The sequence below is a fragment of the Pseudomonas cannabina genome (genome assembly GCF_900100365.1).
In the GTDB taxonomy this organism is placed as follows: domain Bacteria; phylum Pseudomonadota; class Gammaproteobacteria; order Pseudomonadales; family Pseudomonadaceae; genus Aquipseudomonas; species Aquipseudomonas cannabina.
In genome coordinates this window covers 1-18,107 of the sequence record NZ_FNKU01000003.1, presented here as the reverse complement: position 1 = coordinate 18,107, position 18,107 = coordinate 1, and the positions used below count along the sequence as shown (strand labels likewise).

The 18,107-nt window shown below is 53.5% G+C and carries 14 protein-coding genes and 8 pseudogenes; all 22 read right to left on the bottom strand.

All coding sequences use genetic code 11. The features are described 5' to 3' along the window. Nucleotides 1-165 precede the first annotated feature (165 nt). Nucleotides 166-417: a hypothetical protein gene (locus BLT55_RS28420; protein ID WP_139206484.1), complete on the bottom strand. Its 252-nt coding sequence runs from the start codon at nucleotides 415-417 to the stop codon at nucleotides 166-168. Further along, nucleotides 399-1,397: a hypothetical protein gene (locus BLT55_RS28415; protein WP_139206480.1), complete on the bottom strand. Its 999-nt coding sequence runs from the start codon at nucleotides 1,395-1,397 to the stop codon at nucleotides 399-401. The genes BLT55_RS28420 and BLT55_RS28415 overlap by 19 nt, the downstream gene beginning before the upstream one ends. Beyond that, nucleotides 1,315-1,569 carry a hypothetical protein gene (locus tag BLT55_RS28410; protein ID WP_055000861.1) on the bottom strand — a complete coding sequence of 85 codons (255 nt, stop codon included), beginning with the start codon at nucleotides 1,567-1,569 and terminating at the stop codon, nucleotides 1,315-1,317. The genes BLT55_RS28415 and BLT55_RS28410 overlap by 83 nt, the downstream gene beginning before the upstream one ends. Nucleotides 1,570-1,635: 66 nt before the next feature. Next, nucleotides 1,636-2,229 carry a single-stranded DNA-binding protein gene (locus BLT55_RS28405; protein WP_055000862.1) on the bottom strand — a complete coding sequence of 198 codons (594 nt, stop codon included), beginning with the start codon at nucleotides 2,227-2,229 and terminating at the stop codon, nucleotides 1,636-1,638. Between the two features lie 63 nt (nucleotides 2,230-2,292). Continuing rightward, nucleotides 2,293-3,057, bottom strand: a complete 765-nt coding sequence (locus tag BLT55_RS28400) for a hypothetical protein (RefSeq protein WP_055000863.1) — start codon at nucleotides 3,055-3,057, stop codon at nucleotides 2,293-2,295. Between the two features lie 26 nt (nucleotides 3,058-3,083). Then, nucleotides 3,084-5,249, bottom strand: coding sequence for a type IA DNA topoisomerase (locus BLT55_RS28395; protein WP_074801729.1), 2,166 nt, complete (start codon nucleotides 5,247-5,249; stop codon nucleotides 3,084-3,086). A gap of 295 nt (nucleotides 5,250-5,544) precedes the next feature. After that, entirely contained in the window at nucleotides 5,545-6,096 is a 552-nt protein-coding gene (locus BLT55_RS28390) for a hypothetical protein (RefSeq protein ID WP_134941802.1), read from the bottom strand. A 668-nt stretch (nucleotides 6,097-6,764) separates the two neighbouring features. Further along, nucleotides 6,765-6,968 (bottom strand): annotated as a pseudogene (locus BLT55_RS34220) (L-2-hydroxyglutarate oxidase); the annotation flags it as partial. A gap of 103 nt (nucleotides 6,969-7,071) precedes the next feature. Beyond that, nucleotides 7,072-7,227: pseudogene (locus tag BLT55_RS34215) on the bottom strand (L-2-hydroxyglutarate oxidase); the annotation flags it as partial. Nucleotides 7,228-7,466: 239 nt separating this feature from the next. Beyond that, nucleotides 7,467-8,444 carry an IS5 family transposase gene (locus BLT55_RS28385; protein ID WP_007247761.1) on the bottom strand — a complete coding sequence of 326 codons (978 nt, stop codon included), beginning with the start codon at nucleotides 8,442-8,444 and terminating at the stop codon, nucleotides 7,467-7,469. Nucleotides 8,445-8,738: 294 nt separating this feature from the next. Then, nucleotides 8,739-8,861 (bottom strand): annotated as a pseudogene (locus BLT55_RS35040) (L-2-hydroxyglutarate oxidase); the annotation flags it as partial. A gap of 101 nt (nucleotides 8,862-8,962) precedes the next feature. Further along, nucleotides 8,963-9,205, bottom strand: a pseudogene (locus BLT55_RS34450) (FAD-dependent oxidoreductase); the annotation flags it as partial. 112 nt (nucleotides 9,206-9,317) lie between these two features. Next, nucleotides 9,318-9,428 (bottom strand): annotated as a pseudogene (locus BLT55_RS34445) (FAD-dependent oxidoreductase); the annotation flags it as partial. Nucleotides 9,429-9,495: 67 nt separating this feature from the next. Further along, nucleotides 9,496-10,197 (bottom strand): FadR/GntR family transcriptional regulator, encoded by a 702-nt coding sequence (locus BLT55_RS28370; protein WP_055000872.1) that lies wholly within the window; start codon nucleotides 10,195-10,197, stop codon nucleotides 9,496-9,498. A 108-nt stretch (nucleotides 10,198-10,305) separates the two neighbouring features. Next, entirely contained in the window at nucleotides 10,306-11,262 is a 957-nt protein-coding gene (locus BLT55_RS28365; protein WP_055000871.1) for a tyrosine-type recombinase/integrase, read from the bottom strand. Between the two features lie 111 nt (nucleotides 11,263-11,373). Next, on the bottom strand, nucleotides 11,374-12,621 hold the full coding sequence (locus tag BLT55_RS28360) for a type III effector (protein ID WP_223862723.1): 1,248 nt from the start codon (nucleotides 12,619-12,621) through the stop codon (nucleotides 11,374-11,376). 9 nt (nucleotides 12,622-12,630) lie between these two features. After that, on the bottom strand, nucleotides 12,631-13,023 hold the full coding sequence (locus tag BLT55_RS28355) for a CesT family type III secretion system chaperone (RefSeq protein ID WP_074801724.1): 393 nt from the start codon (nucleotides 13,021-13,023) through the stop codon (nucleotides 12,631-12,633). Between the two features lie 943 nt (nucleotides 13,024-13,966). Continuing rightward, nucleotides 13,967-14,940, bottom strand: a pseudogene (locus BLT55_RS28350) (IS5 family transposase). Between the two features lie 234 nt (nucleotides 14,941-15,174). Beyond that, nucleotides 15,175-16,152: pseudogene (locus BLT55_RS28345) on the bottom strand (IS5 family transposase). Nucleotides 16,153-16,375: 223 nt separating this feature from the next. Next, on the bottom strand, nucleotides 16,376-16,873 hold the full coding sequence (locus BLT55_RS34205; protein WP_244159028.1) for a hypothetical protein: 498 nt from the start codon (nucleotides 16,871-16,873) through the stop codon (nucleotides 16,376-16,378). 136 nt (nucleotides 16,874-17,009) lie between these two features. Continuing rightward, nucleotides 17,010-17,582, bottom strand: a pseudogene (locus BLT55_RS35035) (hypothetical protein); the annotation flags it as partial. Nucleotides 17,583-17,727: 145 nt separating this feature from the next. Further along, nucleotides 17,728-17,934, bottom strand: coding sequence for a hypothetical protein (locus tag BLT55_RS28330; protein ID WP_244159027.1), 207 nt, complete (start codon nucleotides 17,932-17,934; stop codon nucleotides 17,728-17,730). Nucleotides 17,935-18,107: the final 173 nt, after the last annotated feature.

The following is an 18,107-nucleotide window of genomic DNA, read 5'->3' as shown; positions in this document are numbered from 1 at the left end:
CTCCCAAGGTGAGCCTTTTCTGGGCGGGGTAGCGTCAAGTGTGCGCTGCGCCCGTGCTTCCGTTCGCCGCGACGATAGAGCGCGTCACGACGAGCCGGGAGCGCGGCACCTGACGTCTTCAAGTCCGAGGATGGGTATGGAACTGGATGCTGCTGAGAAAGGCGATCAGCCCTGATGACTGTTCGCGTCGATGTCATCGGTGTTGAGCCGGGCCATCTCCCGTAGCGCAAGTGGAAGTGTGTGCAACTCCCAGTCCGCTTCAAGCGGTGGTACCAGATGACGCTGTTCTGCGATACACAGGCATTGCAGCAGTGTGGCCAAGGACACGCCCAGGCTTGCCCCTGCAAGACTGTCATGGAACTCGAACACTGCCGCCAGATCTGGCGGCAATAGGTGTGTCATTCGGGTATTGGACATTGAATCCCCCTCTTTGTAGCGATATCGCGAGCCAGTGCCAACAGCGTTTCATTACGCCAGGCTCGCTCAGGTGGTACATGGATCAGCGCTTCGAACCGATCAGGGTCAAAAACGATCTGTGTTTCATACACTTTCGGGGCCTTGGCTGGCTCGTTGAAGCGGGTGAAGTCTTGAACCCTCAGTTTCAGGGTTTCGATCAAGCTGCCATCGTCAGGATCGACCGCTACTCGGTGATGCAGGCACTGCAGTTCGAGCTTGAAGAACTGCTTTTTTTTGTCACTGGTTAATTGACCCTCTTCTGTCAGCATGGCCGCCGGGACCTTTGTACGAATCCCTTGCGTTAACTCTGCGTTGTTACCCACGTACTGACCGTACAGGCTTTGCGCGGGCCCAAAATACGCAATCATCCAGGGCAGGTTTCGCAAGTGCGCCCCGGTGTAGAGGTAGCCTTCCGAGTCCAACCACTGATCAAGCATCCGACCCGCGAACTTGTCCGAGAATGAAAAACCGAAGTCTGTGCGCAGGATCAGCACAATCCGATCAAACTCAGTGATGGCCAGGTCGATGAGTTCCTGCGAAACCGGCCCTGGCGCACGGCGACTGCTTTTGCTGCGGGCAGATGCCTTGATCTTGTAGGGGCAGAATTCAAGGTCGAGCCGGTTGAAGGCAAATCCCTTGATCTGCTCTCCAAGGTGACTACCGTACCGCCGGGCACCCTCAACGTTTTTTTTGTAAACACCCTTTAGCTGAATGGCGTTATCGCAGTAGGGGCAGACGGCATAGTGCCGATCTTCGCTCCGGTGTTGCCCCGGTCTGAACCACGGCGCGCGCCGTCCCAGCAGCTCTTCTACGTTGTCCCTGTTGACCTTATGGGCCGGAACACGTCCTGGCGTAACCTTAAAATGTGCAACCATCGTATCTCTCCACGCGTGCCCACCAATGCTCTGACAACGGTGCCATGACAGCTTGTTGTTGAGCAAACCGAAGCGCCTCCATCACTGAACCGTAGGTTAGATTCAGTTTCTGGCCGGTGGTACTTTCCAGCTCGAACACCAGCGAACATGCACTGGCTTCGCCCTGCACCTCGGTAACACCCACCAAACGGGCAATGGGTAGATAGTCTTGCTGATTGAAGCTTTCTGTCTGGTCCATTTGAATACCTTGCAAGTAGGCCTGGCACGAAGGCGTGCCGAGCGTTAGTCATGGTCAGGGAGATTGCTAGACCAGCATCCAGCTGAACCGGTAGGGGTCCATGAACGGCACGTCGTCATCAAAGCTGTCGAAATCCACAGCGGGCTGCGGTGCTCGCTGTTGCGGCGCAGGGCGCGAGTCGCGTTGCTGCGGCTGGTTGTGGTTTTGCTGAGGTGCGGATTGCTGCGGCGCCAATTGCTGGGGGCGCGACTGCTGCGGACGAGGGGCAGACTGGTTGTAGTTGCCGCCACCCTGGCCCTGTTGAGCGTCGCCCTGTGGACGGCCACCGAGCAGCTGCATGGTGCCCTGCATGTCCACGACGATTTCCGTTGTGTAACGCTTGACCCCGTCCTTTTCCCATTCACGGGTTTGCAGCTTGCCCTCGATGTAGACCTGCGCACCCTTGCGCAGGTATTCGCCGGCGATTTCAGCGACCTTGCCAAACAGCGACACGCGGTGCCATTCGGTCTTTTCGACCTTCTGACCGGTCTGCTTGTCAGTCCACTGCTCGCTGGTGGCCAAGCTCAGGTTGGTTACCGCAGTGCCGTTGGGCAGGTAACGACAGTCAGGGTCTTGTCCGCAGGTGCCTACCAGGATCACTTTATTGATGCCACGCGCCATGATGCGCTCCTTCTTCAATGAGTTCGTTAAAGGGTGTGAAGGGATGTTGAGAGACCTACGGACTTACCAAAAGGCGTCCATAGCGACACGTTCGAAGCCAGCCAGTTGCGCTTCATGCTCCTCATGGAAACGCTCGTAGCGCTCCATGTGCTCTGCGCAGAATCGCTCCAAGGCCTCAGGCTGAAGGCGCGGCGAATAGATCAGCGCCGGTTCGGCGTCATCGTCCACAAACTGCTCGGTACCATCGGGAAACATCAGTCGCCCCACACCGCCTAGCAAGATTTCGACGGCCGTGGTGTAAGGGGCGTTTTTGCATCCGTCGGGGTCAAAAACCAGAGTCTTGTTCAGAAGCCCGCAGCTCCGGAGCATGGACTGCGAAGCCGGGGCCAACATCAATGCCGTTGAACCGTCTGCCGACAACTCGAACTCGGCAAAACAGGTGTCGCAATCCACCGGTCGCCAGGTCATATCCCACGCCCTGACGTTGACGATATCGACGGTTGCGGGGGTTTCGCAGTTGGGGCACTGCGCAGTCATCGTTTCCTCAGGTGGCCACTGAGCAACGCGCTCGGCAAAGGTCTGTGCAAGCCAATCAGCGTCCGCCGTCAGCACGGTCACGTCGAATGGGTCTTTCATTAACGCCTTGATGATCTTGGCCACCCAACTCGGATGTTTCGCCATTTGTGCCTGAGCGTCTGCAAGTGCCTTGCGGCTCAATGCCACGGCTTCAGGATCGTTGCCTGGAATCGCTGCTGTTACTGCTACAGCCTGGGCCTGAAGCGCTTCAAGGGCGGCATAGGCTCCCTTGGGAAGTTTTGCGTCTGGCATAGCTAATGCCTCCATTGAAGAGGGGGTCATGCGCGCTTTGGTTTGCGGCTGAACACGAATTCCAGCTTGGCTTCGTTGTTGAGCTTCAGGGCTGCTTCAAAGGACTTGCCGGTTTTCTTGCTATGAAACCCCTTCAGCACGCCGGTCTTGCCATTCGTCAGCAGCGCCTCGATCTGGCCAGGCGACAGCATCTTGCCGCTGACTTCGGGATGGAACTTGAAGGCGCAGGCGCGACACCCGATCACTCGCGGGGTGACGGCCAGTTCACCGCCGCACATGGGGCACTGAGCGTTCAGGCTGTCCAATATCGGCTTACCATCGCCTTGCACGTTGCCCAGGTCGATGTTCTGCACCTGGTCTGCGATGAAACCTTCCAGTTCGTCCAGGAACTCCTCCACGGTCAGTTCACCGGCCTCGATCATCTGTTGCTGTTCATGCCAGAGCGCGGTCATGTCCGGCGTCGTCGCAATCGCTGGCAATGCGGCGATGAACTCCAGCCCCAACGGGGTGGGGATCAGTTTTTTCTTCTCTACCGCGTAAAAACCACGCTCCTGAAGCTTGGCCAGCATAGCGGCGCGGGTCGCCGGGGTGCCGATGCCGCCGTTCTCGCCTTTCTTGCCCTGGTCGCGGTCGATCAGCAGCTGCTTGATGCGCGGGTCTTGCACGTACTTGGCGACCCTCTGCAGGTCTTTGAGCAACGTGGCTTCGGTGTAGAGCGGCAAGGGTTTGGTCTTTTCCTTGGCGACCGTAATGCCGTCGCATACCCCGGCGTCACCGACTTTCAGACCCGCCAGCGCATCGAAGGGGCTCGCAACCTCGGCGGCGTCCGATGCGTCTTCGTCTTGCTCGTTTTCTTCAGTGACCTGCGCCGACCAGCCGGGCTGCGTCACTTTGGTGGAGCGCGCAACGAAGGTGTGGCCGCTCACGCCAAAACGCACTTCGGCACTGAGGTAACGTTTTTCGGGCAAGAACTGCGCGACGTAACGTTTGACGATGGCCATGTACACGGCGCGTTCATCGTCACTCAGCTGGGCAATGTCGATCTTCACTGCCGTTGGGATGATCGCGGTGTGCGCCGAGACCTTGCTGTCGTCGAAAGCCCGGCTTTTGCGTTCCGAATTTACTTCGGTGAACATCCCGGCTAGATCCGGCAGTGCCTGGCTAAGCAGGTTCAAGGTCTCCGGAGCCTCGGCAAATTGTTCGTCGGACAGGTAACTGCAATCGGAACGGTTGTAGGTGATGGCCTTGTACTTCTCGCGCAGTGCCTGGGTCAGGGCCAGGGTTTTCTCGGCATCAATGCTGTGGGTCTTGCTCATGTACACCTGAAGGTCCAGCAATGCGAACGGCAAAGGTGCCGCCGTTTGCTTCTCTTCCACACGCGCCTCGATCACGTCTGCGGGCTTCATTCGGCACGCATCGGCCACCTGGGTGGCATACGCCTCATCGATGATGCGGTTCTTGTCATCAAGCGGGGCATCAGCGGCGACCACGAGGCGGGCCTGGGGACGACTGCCACCAACGGCCAGGCTTGCCGCCACCGTGTAGTAAAACGCACTGGCGTGACTCTTGTTGGCCAGGTAGCGATTCACGATCAGCCCCAGGATCGGGGTCTGCACGCGGCCCACTGACAACACGCCTTTCACACCTTTGGCCCTACCAGCCAGGGTGCAGGCGCGGGTCATGTTGAAGCCGTACAGCTGGTCACCGATGCTGCGGGCCAAGGCTTTCTGGAACAGGCCATAAAACTCGCGGTTGTCGCGCAGGCCGTCCAACGCTTTGCGGGCGGCGTTGGCGTTCATGTCGTTGATCAGGATGCGTTTGACCGGCGCGGTGTTGCCGAAATGCACCAGGACCTCATCGACCAGCAGTTGGCCTTCGTCGTCCGGATCACCGGCGTGGACGATTTCCGAGGCGCGACTGATCAGCTGCTGGACGATGCTCAGCTGATCCTTGGTGCGTGCGATGGGCTGGTACTTGGCCGGGCGCAGCTTCAGGGGCAAATCGGCCTGGACCCAGTTTTTATAATCGGGGTTGTGCACCTCGGGCGGGGCCAGTTCGAGCAGGTGGCCCACGCACCAGGTGACGAGATTGTTGCTGCCGCACTCGAAATAGCCGTCCTTGCGTATGACGGTGCCCAGCGCCTCGGCAATGACCTGGCCCAGGGCGGGTTTTTCTGCAATAAAAAGTCTCATCGATCATGATCTCTATGATGACAATGGTGTATGAATGTGTGCATTTAGTAAGGGAAGTGCTCCAACAGAGGAGCCAATTACAAATAACGCGCCCCACTTATGCCGAGGCTATTGATGAGAAAAGCTCGATTCGCAAACCCCCACGGCGACCTGGTTGACCCTGTCGAATTTGTTTCACGTGTTCCTGCGAACTACAGAGCGCTTCAGTAACCCCACTTACGACTCTCCCTTTAGTGTGTCTAAAAACGCACTGACCTTGATGGCAGGTAATCCTTCATGGGTGAAGTTGCAAGGCTTACTTCCTTGAGTTGGGGATGGCCGGTAAGACGCCATTGGGATCGCGCAAATTGGAGACGCCGTAGATGTCAATGATGCGTAAGTCCGATGGGCAACTGGCGTATTCACTCCCCTCGTAACCGCTTCTCATATCATGATCGAATCGACTGATCATGGTTTCCAGGGCACCCACCGCTTCGTCAAAGCTCGCACACTCTGCATAGGCATCATCCTCAGATTGCACCGTGCACGGGTGGTACTCCAGTGCCACCCGCGTCCAATGATCAAAACGCTTAAACAGCAAAGGCACTGTTTGGGCATTCACAAACCGGTTGGTCCATGTCAAAAGAGCCACAAACACGCCGGATTTCATTGGGTGCTGAACCACATGGCCGTACCAGAAGCTATTGGCGAACACACCATCTGCGTAGATGAGCGTCAAGACTTCGGGAGCACCTGATGCACCAAGAGGGATACCAAACACCCGAGTGGCGGCCATAAGGCCACCCGTGCACTTTTCGTTCTGGCTCAGGGCGTTTTCAATACGTGAAATAAACGGTTCGATTTTCAATTGCTTTATCCTCAATAGGGTGTTAACCACCCTAATGAAATTCAGTTATTAGCGTCATTTATCAATCAAGCGCTGGCATCATAATCATTACACTTTGATACTATCTTCTTGGACAAAGTCCGTTTCCTGAACGACATCAGAAAGCGGGTGCGTTTGAGAAAATTTGTTCACAACGCTCTGAACTGACAAAACATCACGAAGGGGATGGCTTAGGATTTCTTTTATTTCCAACAGGGTGGCAGGGTTCTTTTCTAGGGAGGCGCTGATTTATTCGATTTTTCGTCCCTGCAACGCTCTGGAGGCCTTGATTTATCTGGGGGCAACAGCTGGGTTTTAGAATAAATCAGCGTCTCCCTAGGTCTTCCCTGATGGCAGAGTCCATCCCCTCGAAATACGCTAATACCTTGCCCTCATAAAGAGCCCGGTAAGCAAGTACGTTGACCGTTTCACAAAATCCTTCTTCCGTGGTCGGCCACTGAATACCGGAACACCACTCCAGCATTTCCATTGCCTCGTTGTATTTCAATACACCTTGAAGAATCAGATTCTTTCTAACATCTTCACTTAGGGAGACGCTGATTTATTCTAAAACCCAGCTGTTGCCCCCAGATAAATCAAGGCCTCCAGAGCGTTGCGGGGACGAAAAATCGAATAAATCAGCGCCTCCCTAAGTAGCTTTTCTTACAGGCCGAATTTTTAATCTCGCTAACTCCGGAGCGTAAATTTTTACCGAGAAGCTTCCAAAAGCCTGGATACATGCTGTATTCCAAAACATCGCGAGCATTGAACGCATGTTTTTTGTAACCCTCGCGAGAAAAACCAAGCACAGCATTGGGTCCAACCGTAACCCCTCCGTCAATCATACGAGTTAGGGAGGCGCTGATTTATTCGATTTTTCGTCCCTGCAACGCTCTGGAGGCCTTGATTTATCTGGGGGCAACAGCTGGGTTTTAGAATAAATCAGCGTCTCCTTAGATGAATGCCGAGAAATGGAAGCCCAGCTTCTGGCACTGGGTAGATCAGGTGATTTATACTGTTGTTTTTTTCTGACGGTAAGCGAAAATATTCACCACGAAAAGGTATAATCTGAAAATCGACATCCAGTCCGGCCATTCCAGCTAAGTAGCCGCTGATTTATTCTAAAATCCAGCTGTTGCCCCCAGATAAATCAAGGCCTCCAGAGCGTTGCCGGGACGAAAAATCGAATAAATCAGCGGCTCCCTAAGGAGACGCTGAACAATTAACCCGTTCGCACCGTCCCCATTTCCAAGCCGGTTTTTTTCAACCTGCCGGCCTTATTTTACGTTTCTCGAGCAGATTTCTGCCCTCATTTTGCTGAAAGGCGGGCCAGTCCCGCCTTTCAGACGGATTTATCCTGCCGTCTGTTGTAAATACCGCTTGGCCAGCATCAGATTGGCCAACCCAAACAAACTGAACAACTGCGCTGTATTCTTTTCCAGCCCACGGTAGCGAACCTTGCGATGATTGAAGCGCACCTTGATTACCTGGAAGGGGTGCTCGACCTTGGCACGCAGTTGCGCCTTGGCATATTCAATTTTGCGCTTGACCCGATACAGCACGCTGCCTTCGCCGTGCTGCTTGTAACTGCTTGGCCGTTCTGCAATCGACCAGATAACGTCCCGTTCAGCATGCTCCGGTCGCTTGGCCGCACCGGTGTATCCAGCGTCACCCGAAACATAGGTTTCGTCACCGTGAAGCAACTGGCCAACCTGGGTGACATCCGCCACGTTAGCGGCCGTCCCTACTACGCTGTGCACCAGCCCCGACGTGGCGTCTACACCAATGTGGGCCTTCATCCCAAAGTGCCATTGATTGCCTTTCCTGGCCTGATGCATCTCAGGATCACGCTTGCCTTCTCGGTTCTTGACCGAGGGCGGCGCGGCGATCAGAGTAGCGTCGACGATAGTGCCTTCCTTGAGCAGCAGCCCCCGGCTGGCCAGATGCTGGTTAATCGTTTCAAACAGCAGCCGGGTTAGCTGATGGACTTCCAGCAAGCGGCGAAAACGCAGCAAGGTGGTGGCATCCGGTGCAGACTCGCGACCCAGGTCGATACCCATAAAACCGCGGATGGCCTGGCTGTCGTAGACGGCATCTTCGCAACCTTCATCGGAGAAACCGAAACACTGCTGCACGACGTACATGCGCAACATGCGCGACACCCCTATCGCAGGGCGTCCGCGCTTGCCTGCGGTGTTGCTATAAAACGGCGCCACTTGCGCCTCCAGCAGGGCCCAGGGCACCAACTGTTCAAGGTCAGCCAGGAAGCGATCTCGGCGAGTCTGCTTTTTCTTGCCGGTATATTCGAGTTCGGAGAAGGTCTTCTGCACGCGCGTAACGCTCACGGAGAGGGAGGCTGTTGAAGGAACATAGTGTGCCAAGGGTGGGGACAGTTGGCTATTTTTGCAGCGCCTCCCTAAGGAGACGCTGATTTATTCTAAAACCCAGCTGTTGCCCCCAGATAAATCAAGGCCTCCAGAGCGTTGCAGGGACGAAAAATCGAATAAATCAGCGCCTCCCTAAGTATCCTCTGAAAAAGCCCATTTTTTTGGAGAGGAACCGGGCTGGAGCGCCTGTATTTACTGGCTTCGACTTTTGAAGAAAAGGCTTTTTCAGACCTTCCCTAAACGATCAGACTGTAAACCTGCGCAAACCACTAATTTATTAGCCTTCCAGGATAGCGCTTCTGATGACACCGATACATGGCTCTCATGCTCCTGAATTGCGACTATAGTTTGACCTAAGGAGGCGCTGATTTATTCGATTTTTCGTCCCGGCAACGCTCTGGAGGCCTTGATTTATCTGGGGGCAACAGCTGGGTTTTAGAATAAATCAGCGTCTCCTTAGCTTCAAGTCGTTCAACGTTGAGCCCATTCTGTCTGGCTCGCGCTTCAAGGTTGCTGAGCGAGGCAAGCTGTCGAGGATTAGATGCCACAAGCATTTTCCCGCAAATCTCAAACGGGATCTTGTGTTCTGTACAGAAGGCTTTTGTCAGCTCTGCCCCACGCTTGCACAGTACGGCCTTCAAACTGCCAGGATCGTAGTAGACCCCAGCATGGATGACCCCGCTGTTATGGCCAGTTTGGTGCTTAGGGAGGCGCTGATTTATTCGATTTTTCGTCCCTGCAACGCTCTGGAGGCCTTGATTTATCTGGGGGCAACAGCTGGGTTTTAGAATAAATCAGCGTCTCCTTAGCTATCGCTGCCTCTTTTTCCACGAGTACCAACGAAGCGCCTGGATGCGCCCTAAGCAGTTGCATTGCTGTGGCCAGCCCTACTATCCCACCCCCAATCACACAGAAATCGTAGATCATAGAAATCCTTTTAAATGTCAGGTTGTCTGACAACGTGATGAGCGATATTTATACTCTTGGATGCCCACTAATCCGCCAGATCGATATTGAGCCGTAGCGCGGCAGCCTTGAGATGCATGCGGGCACAGTGAGCGGCTTCAGAGGGATTTCGTTTTGCTATTGCGTCGTAGATTTCACGGTGTTCACGGATGGCACCACTTGGACCTATTTCAAGTTTTGAGGAGTTTTCCCAAGCCATGAAACGAGCCTGGATTAACTGGCTGCCTAAAAAGTCATGGAAGGCAGACAGATATTCGTTTTTGCACGCAGCTACGATGGCGCAATGAAATTCACAATCTGCCTTTGAGGAGATTTCGAAATTTCCCGCGTTACTCTCCATCAACAACATGGCGTCAGACAGCCGCTTCAAATCGGCATCTGTGTGCCGCTGCGCAGCAACAGACGCCACTTGTATTTCAATCCATGAGCGCAATTCAAACAATTTAGCTAAGCCAGCCGAATGGTCCTCGTTGCCTGGCAGCCGGAAAACCGTGCCACCAGGAGTCTGAGAAACAAAGGAACCACTGCCACGACGAATAACTAGAACACCGTCAGCTTTCAGCTGCGAAATGGCTTCCCTTACCACAGACCGGCTGACACTGAACTGATCAGCCAACTCATGCTCTGTAGGCATCTTCGAATCCGCGGGGAGCCGTCCGCTCATAATTTCTCTACGAATTGCAGAGACGACACCTTCAACGAGGGAGTGAGGTCGTGGAAAGCTTTGCATAACATATTAGTCCTATTGTCTGACAATCAGACTAATAAAAAAGGGATCCAATTACGATTTTTGCCGACGAATGGTTGTTCGGCCTCTTATCTTGACGCGCCCGGCTGTTCAGAGATAAATGCGCTCTACCTCATCCAGGCTGATTTCGTCCCGACGCCGGTCATACAGCTGGGTAGTCCGCGTCGAGGCATGGTTAGCCATCGCTGCCGCATTTTCCAGGGTACCGCCGTTTTTTAAATAGGCCGTAATTCCGGTTGCCCGAAACGTGTGGTTGCCGATCTGCGTCTTGATCCCTGCTGCCAGGGCCCTGCGGCGCACCATGGCATGCGCATTGGCCTGCGGCAGCGCCGTGGTGCTCAACTGACTGGTGCCGCGCCCAACTGTACGAAACAATGGGCCCTTCAGATCAGTATCTATCCCTGTTTCTGACAGGTACGCGTGTAGGTACGCTTCCAATGAGTGATGGCAAGGCATGGCATGCTGCTTGCCGCCTTTCTCTTTCAGGAGTACCCACAGCCGTCGATTTTGTGTGTATACATCCTCTACCCTCATCGCCAGTGCCGCGCCGATCCGAGCAAACGAAAACACCATCAAGGCGATCAGCGCTCGATCACGAAGACCTGCAGGTGTGCTGACATCAATGCTGTCTAGAAGCTGCCGTGCTTCGGATGGATCAAGCACCGGCGTCTTGCCGGTGCGGGCCGTATGACTGGGCCCTCGCACCGAGGCAGCCGGATTATGTGGAACAACCTGGCCCACCACCAACCAGTCGAACAAGTGTCTGATGGCTGCCAGGCGCTGCTTCACCGAAGGCGCAGCCAAGCGCTGCATCTGCAACTCGATCCAAGTAGAGACATGCAGCGGGGCCACCGTCGCCAGATCGGGCACCCCGACATCGGCGCACCAGGTCAAGAACTCGTTTGTTGCGCGCGCATAAGCGCGTCGTGTATTCGGGTTACGAATGTTGGCCGTGAAAAACTCCAAAAAACGCATACCCGCTCGCTCGCCGGCCTGACTGACCAACGCTGGAATGGTGGTGCCTAACACAAGAGTGGCAGGGATCATGGCGACATGTCCTATTTGGATAGCTGCGCTTTGAACCGCTTAACTGAGTTGGCTGTTCCATTGCTCCCCGGACCCCAAAATCGATGCCTACTTCAGACCCTCCCTATACATTTACTTTCTATCCGGAATAACTTTTTTCCAGTGCATCAGCAGGTCCTCCCGTAGCATGCCAAGTGCCAGTCTCTGGGTCTTCAGGTCAGGTGAAAAAAACGCTGTATCGAACACAATTCCCATCCGCTTTTGACTTTTTTCCGCTTGCGCCTGTATTTTTTTCGCGTGACCAGGGCTTATATCTGAATAGCTAAATACAGGTAGCAGATAATTCGTAAAACTGTCAGGCAGTTTCTGACCGTTTTTGAGCAAAGCACCTACGTAACACTCGGCCAGCTGTTGTCCTCCACGCATGCTGCCCGCTTGATACAACTCCCTCTCGGTAATATGTGAGGCAATCTTGGGGTAGATCTGAGCAGCGGCTTTAGCTACTTCACTAATAGCCTGGTCATCGCCGCCAAAGAACGCTTTCAACAACACATTTTCGCCAACTTCGTCTTCGATTCGCCTGGCCGCATCCGGCCAGGAGTCCCCGGTGGACAGCTTGAAACCATGATAGGGATCCTTTGCCAAGGGAATGGGCAAGAGACGCTTAGGGTCTGGCAGTTTCTCTGTCAAACGAGTCGTCAACCCTTCATTCAGGGCTTTCCAGTGCGGATGTTTTATATGGCGTTCGACAAACTCAGGATGCGTGTAACAGTGTATGAACTCATGTCCGGCGACCTGTGCCGGATGGCTCTCGAAATGAATGTTAGGGTTCAGTTTTACCCGTTGGGTTTTGTGGTTCCACTGCCCTGCCACGCCTGAGGGAACATCGTGTGTGACGTCAGCGCGAGCTTTGAAACACGCACTGTCTTTTGGAATATGTGCACCGAAACGCTCAAGAACCGTCTGATTGCCTTGTTCGAGATGTGTGACGCTCGAGCGATGCTGCAGATTGATTGCTGCCCATACACTGCCTCCCGGATCCTTCGCGAAATCACTTGGGTATCTTGCAAAACGGACTCCTGTCGACAGCGCCAGAGTTCCTACCATCAGTTTAACGAAGAGTCTCACAGGATCTACACCCATTTCTGGACGAACATCAGCAGGTGGAGGCTGATTCACGTCAGCAGGTGCAGTCGTTCCTGCTTCTTCACTGGGCATGCCACCCGCTATCGCTCGCAAACGTAATGATGACGGTGCATCCATAGGGGCTTTGGGCTTCTGGCCTCGCGCAGCATCAAGCCGCATAGGCTCCGGCCCTGCAGGCGCTTCGACATGCGGGGCATTATCTACACGAGCACTGTTCCCCACTTTATCCAACATACTCTTTCCTCAGTTAAAACGAAAATGTGTCGCTGTGTCTCGAAGCTCCTGCGCCGTTTCAGCAAAGTTGGCCAGCAGGCTCTCAAAACGGGCTTTGTCCAGAAGGTGAAAATCGTGTTCATAAGAGAAAACCAGGGCACTTTCATCAGGGTTGATGGTAAGCGCGCCACGGCGCAGACGCAGGCCCGGAAACGTATGGGTAAGCAGCTTGCGCAATAAAATGTCGTCTTTAGGGTCTGTACGCAGTTCTATGATGTTAGCTAGTAAGGTAAGGCTGTCGCCGCTGACATGCAGCGTTATATCCATGCCTTCCTGCCACTGGATAGCCTCTGTGACAGGTTTGGCAATTTTTGTCGGGCCCAATATATTAGTTAGCTTTTGCAGCGTCGGCGATAAGCTCATGATTACATCCGTAGATAGCAATATCTGTACTAAGTGGCCGTAACAGCGGACACGTTCCCTGGGTACATAGGAATTTCAAATGCCTATGCATCAAGCTGACGCTATGAAAGGAGCTTCATGCCTTCATAGCGATGCGTAGGAAGACGCTGAGGCGTTACTTATGCAGTGAAAACTGAACCGCCCCGGGTTTCTCGGAGACTGGGGTTGTAAGCCGGAATCCCAGAAATTTCCGTCATGGGCGGGAAGCCACTACTGGTGCGGATTGACGCCAAACAGTTGTATTCCGGCAGCGACGCCGCCAAGCCGAAAACGGCTTGATTGAGCGGCCAAGTATGTACGGAAAACCGTGTCGGATAGCAAAAGCAGCCGGGAACCACTCAGGTGACGTTTTTCGACGGAATTTTCGGCGGTTCCTACTTAGCCCCCTTCACCCCAATTCCTTTTTCTGCTAGATATGATGATAGCAAAATGATACTTTTTTGGGTATTCATAAGTGTGCGTAGTACTACGCCAAGGAGAAGGCTGGTGACGATTATTCAGGAAATCCACGCGTGGTCTAAGAGACTTTCTGCCTGGCAGCAAGATGCGGTAGCTCGACTCTACCAAACCGTACACTGAGTATTTCTGATCTGGACGACCTTTATGCTTTGGCTAAGGCTGAGGCGGGGATTCCAGATACTGATGGTAGGAAACCTAAGGAGACGCTGATTTATTCTAAAACCCAGCTGTTGCCCCCAGATAAATCAAGGCCTCCAGAGCGTTGCAGGGACGAAAAATCGAATAAATCAGCGCCTCCCTAAGAAGCTAGGGAGACGCTGAACAATTAACCCGTTCGCACCGTCCCCATTTCCAAGCCGGTTTTTTTCAACCTGCCGGCCTTATTTTACGTTTCTCGAGCAGATTTCTGCCCTCATTTTGCTGAAAGGCGGGCCAGTCCCGCCTTTCAGACGGATTTATCCTGCCGTCTGTTGTAAATACCGCTGGCCAGCATCAGATTGGCCAACCCAAACAAACTGAACAACTGCGCTGTATTCTTTTCCAGCCACGGTAGCGAACCTTGCGATGATTGAAGCGCACCTTGATTACCTGGAAGGGTGCTCGACCTGCACGCAGTTGCGCCTTGCATATTCAATTTTGCGCTTGACCCGATACAGCACGCTGCCTTCGCCGTGCTGCTTGTAACTGCTTGCCGTCTGCAATCGACAATACGTCCCGTTCAGCATGCTCCGGTCGCTTGGCCGCACCGTGTATCCCAGCGTCACCCGAACATAGGTTTCGTCACCGTGAAGCAACTGGCCAACCTGGGTGACATCCGCCACGTTAGCGGCCGTCCCTACTACGCTGTGCACCAGCCCCGACGTGGCGTCTACACCAATGTGGGCCTTCATCCAAAGTGCCATTGATTGCCTTTCCTGGCCTGATGCATCTCAGGATCACGCTTGCCTTCTCGGTTCTTGACCGAGGGCGGCGCGGCGATCAGAGTAGCGTCGACGATAGTGCCTTCCTTGAGCAGCAGCCCCCGGCTGGCCAGATGCTGGTTAATCGTTTCAAACAGCAGCCGGGTTAGCTGATGGACTTCCAGCAAGCGGCGAAAACGCAGCAAGGTGGTGGCATCCGGTGCAGACTCGCGACCCAGGTCGATACCCATAAAACCGCGGATGGCCTGGCTGTCGTAGACGGCATCTTCGCAACCTTCATCGGAGAAACCGAAACACTGCTGCACGACGTACATGCGCAACATGCGCGACACCCCTATCGCAGGGCGTCCGCGCTTGCCTGCGTGTTGCTATAAAACGGCGCCACTTGCGCCTCCAGCAGGGCCCAGGGCACCAACTGTTCAAGGTCAGCCAGGAAGCGATCTCGGCGAGTCTGCTTTTTCTTGCCGGTATATTCGAGTTCGGAGAAGGTCTTCTGCACGCGCGTAACGCTCACGGAGAGGGAGGCTGTTGAAGGAACTTAGTGTGCCAAGGTGGGGACAGTTGGCTATTTTTGCAGCGCCTCCCTAAGGAGACGCTGAACAATTAACCCGTTCGCACCGTCCCCATTTCCAAGCCGGTTTTTTTCAACCTGCCGGCCTTATTTTACGTTTCTCGAGCAGATTTCTGCCCTCATTTTGCTGAAAGGCGGGCCAGTCCCGCCTTTCAGACGGATTTATCCTGCCGTCTGTTGTAAATACCGCTTGGCCAGCATCAGATTGGCCAACCCAAACAAACTGAACAACTGCGCTGTATTCTTTTCCAGCCCACGGTAGCGAACCTTGCGATGATTGAAGCGCACCTTGATTACCTGGAAGGGGTGCTCGACCTTGGCACGCAGTTGCGCCTTGGCATATTCAATTTTGCGCTTGACCCGATACAGCACGCTGCCTTCGCCGTGCTGCTTGTAACTGCTTGGCCGTTCTGCAATCGACCAGATAACGTCCCGTTCAGCATGCTCCGGTCGCTTGGCCGCACCGGTGTATCCAGCGTCACCCGAAACATAGGTTTCGTCACCGTGAAGCAACTGGCCAACCTGGGTGACATCCGCCACGTTAGCGGCCGTCCCTACTACGCTGTGCACCAGCCCCGACGTGGCGTCTACACCAATGTGGGCCTTCATCCCAAAGTGCCATTGATTGCCTTTCCTGGCCTGATGCATCTCAGGATCACGCTTGCCTTCTCGGTTCTTGACCGAGGGCGGCGCGGCGATCAGAGTAGCGTCGACGATAGTGCCTTCCTTGAGCAGCAGCCCCCGGCTGGCCAGATGCTGGTTAATCGTTTCAAACAGCAGCCGGGTTAGCTGATGGACTTCCAGCAAGCGGCGAAAACGCAGCAAGGTGTGGCATCCGGTGCAGACTCGCGACCCAGGTCGATACCCATATAAAACCGCGGATGGCCTGGCTGTCGTAGACGGCATCTTCGCAACCTTCATCGGAGAAACCGAAACACTGCTGCACGACGTACATGCGCAACATGCGCGACACCCCTATCGCAGGGCGTCCGCGCTTGCCTGCGTGTTGCTATAAAACGGCGCCACTTGCGCCTCCAGCAGGGCCCAGGGCACCAACTGTTCAAGGTCAGCCAGGAAGCGATCTCGGCGAGTCTGCTTTTTCTTGCCGGTATATTCGAGTTCGGAGAAGGTCTTCTGCACGCGCGTAACGCTCACGGAGAGGGAGGCTGTTGAAGGAACTTAGTGCCAAGGGTGGGGACAGTTGGCTATTTTTGCAGCGCCTCCCTAAGGAGGCGCTGATTTATTCGATTTTTCGTCCCTGCAACGCTCTGGAGGCCTTGATTTATCTGGGGCAACAGCTGGGTTTTAGAATAAATCAGCGTCTCCCTAAAAGTCTCTGTGTCATGGTCCACAAGCGTCATTATTATTTTTGCATGTTCGCGTGCAGCTTCTTTAAAATCTGTTTTTTGTTGATTGCATCGGTAAGAAACTTTAATTCGTGTTCACCAAGTTTTCCGTCAAGGTTGATGATTTTCAATTCTGCGTCGTCACCCAGCGTGTAACTGAAATTAATGCCCGCCAAATCGGGACGTAACTCCATGAGTTCATTTCTGAATTTGCTAAGGTGATCTGACTCAATTCTTGACATAAGGCCGGACCAAGCATAGGCATCCTCAATGTATTCTTGCTTGGTCATCGAGCGTATTTCGGTTTTTACTTCTGGTTGGGTGTGATCAGTATATCGATAAGGTCTGTTTAGCCATGGCTGATCCTCACGTGTATAAAATGCTTTTGCAGCCGCTTCTTTTGTGCTTAGTGTAGATTTGGTTTCAGGCAAAGTATCCAATGGTGTCGTTCGCGCGGAAGCCGGGACGGGTATCAGAGAATTCAACCGCGTGATACTTGCTGGGGGGATGTTCATATCGAGCTCCTTGCTGAATAGTGAGTACTTTGGTTAACGGCAAATTCAGGAAAAACTTGGCTGATAACTATGTGGGAAAAATCCGAGGGAATGGCGTTATGTGATCCGCGTCACGGCTGAATCCTGCCGGAGTCGCTCAAGCATGAATATCGACCAAGGGCTTTCGCTCTTCCTCGTCCTCATGCTTTGGCGCATTGCGCTCAATCTGATAGATAATGGTGTCCATATAGTTGCCAATATGATTACGGCTGAATATTTGCCCGTAGTCGATGACTTTGCTGTAGTTTTCCAGATTGAGTTTGTACTGGCTGTCAAATTTTTCCGAATAGTGATCAAGCAGGCCCATCACGATTTTTGCATGGGCCTTCAAATCATCCTTCAGCTGCTCCCGCGAGTTCAGCGCCTCTGTCAGGTACGTAAATTCAGCAGGGTAAGCACCTCGTCGGGATCGGTCACCTGAATCTGCTCATTAAACCCCAAGGGAGACGCTGATTTATTCTAAAACCCAGCTGTTGCCCCCAGATAAATCAAGGCCTCCAGAGCGTTGCAGGGACGAAAAATCGAATAAATCAGCGCCTCCCAAGGTAAAGCCGAAATGCTTTTTTGACAGCTCAGGGTTCAAGTAGCGAAGTTGCTCTTTGAATTCATGATAATCATCAAACATGCGGTATATTGTTTTATCAAATTGTTTGACTTCGGCTTTTAAGTATCCTCTGAAAAAGCCCATTTTTTTGGAGAGGAACCGGGCTGGAGCGCCTGTATTTACTGGCTTCGACTTTTGAAGAAAAGGCTTTTTCAGACCTTCCTTAAATACTCGTTTTTAATAGCTGTCGCTGTTTCTTCAAGCATGTTTTCTAGCGCGGCGCGGCCGTCTTCCGATTTCTTGTATCCGGCAAACCAAGTGTTTCCTCCTTGCGGTAAAACTCAGCGTTCGGGTCACGCTGTTTTGCTGGTTCTGGTTCGATGGAGAGCTTGGTCATAGGAACCAAGACAGCAGGGTCTTTTTTCTCAAACAGGCTTTGCCATTCCTGTGCGGTGATGTAGTTCGGAGTTATATTCATTGTGCACCTGTTTTTCATGTCAACCGTTATTAACGGCATGCTTGAAAAAAACTTTTGCTGATAAAGCTGTAGGAATATTCCCAAAATAGAGAATTTAATTATTTGTAGGAGGTTTCTTTATTTTTCGATTTTTGGTTGACCGCTTGGTATTATTTCTATTACGTCCTGATTAG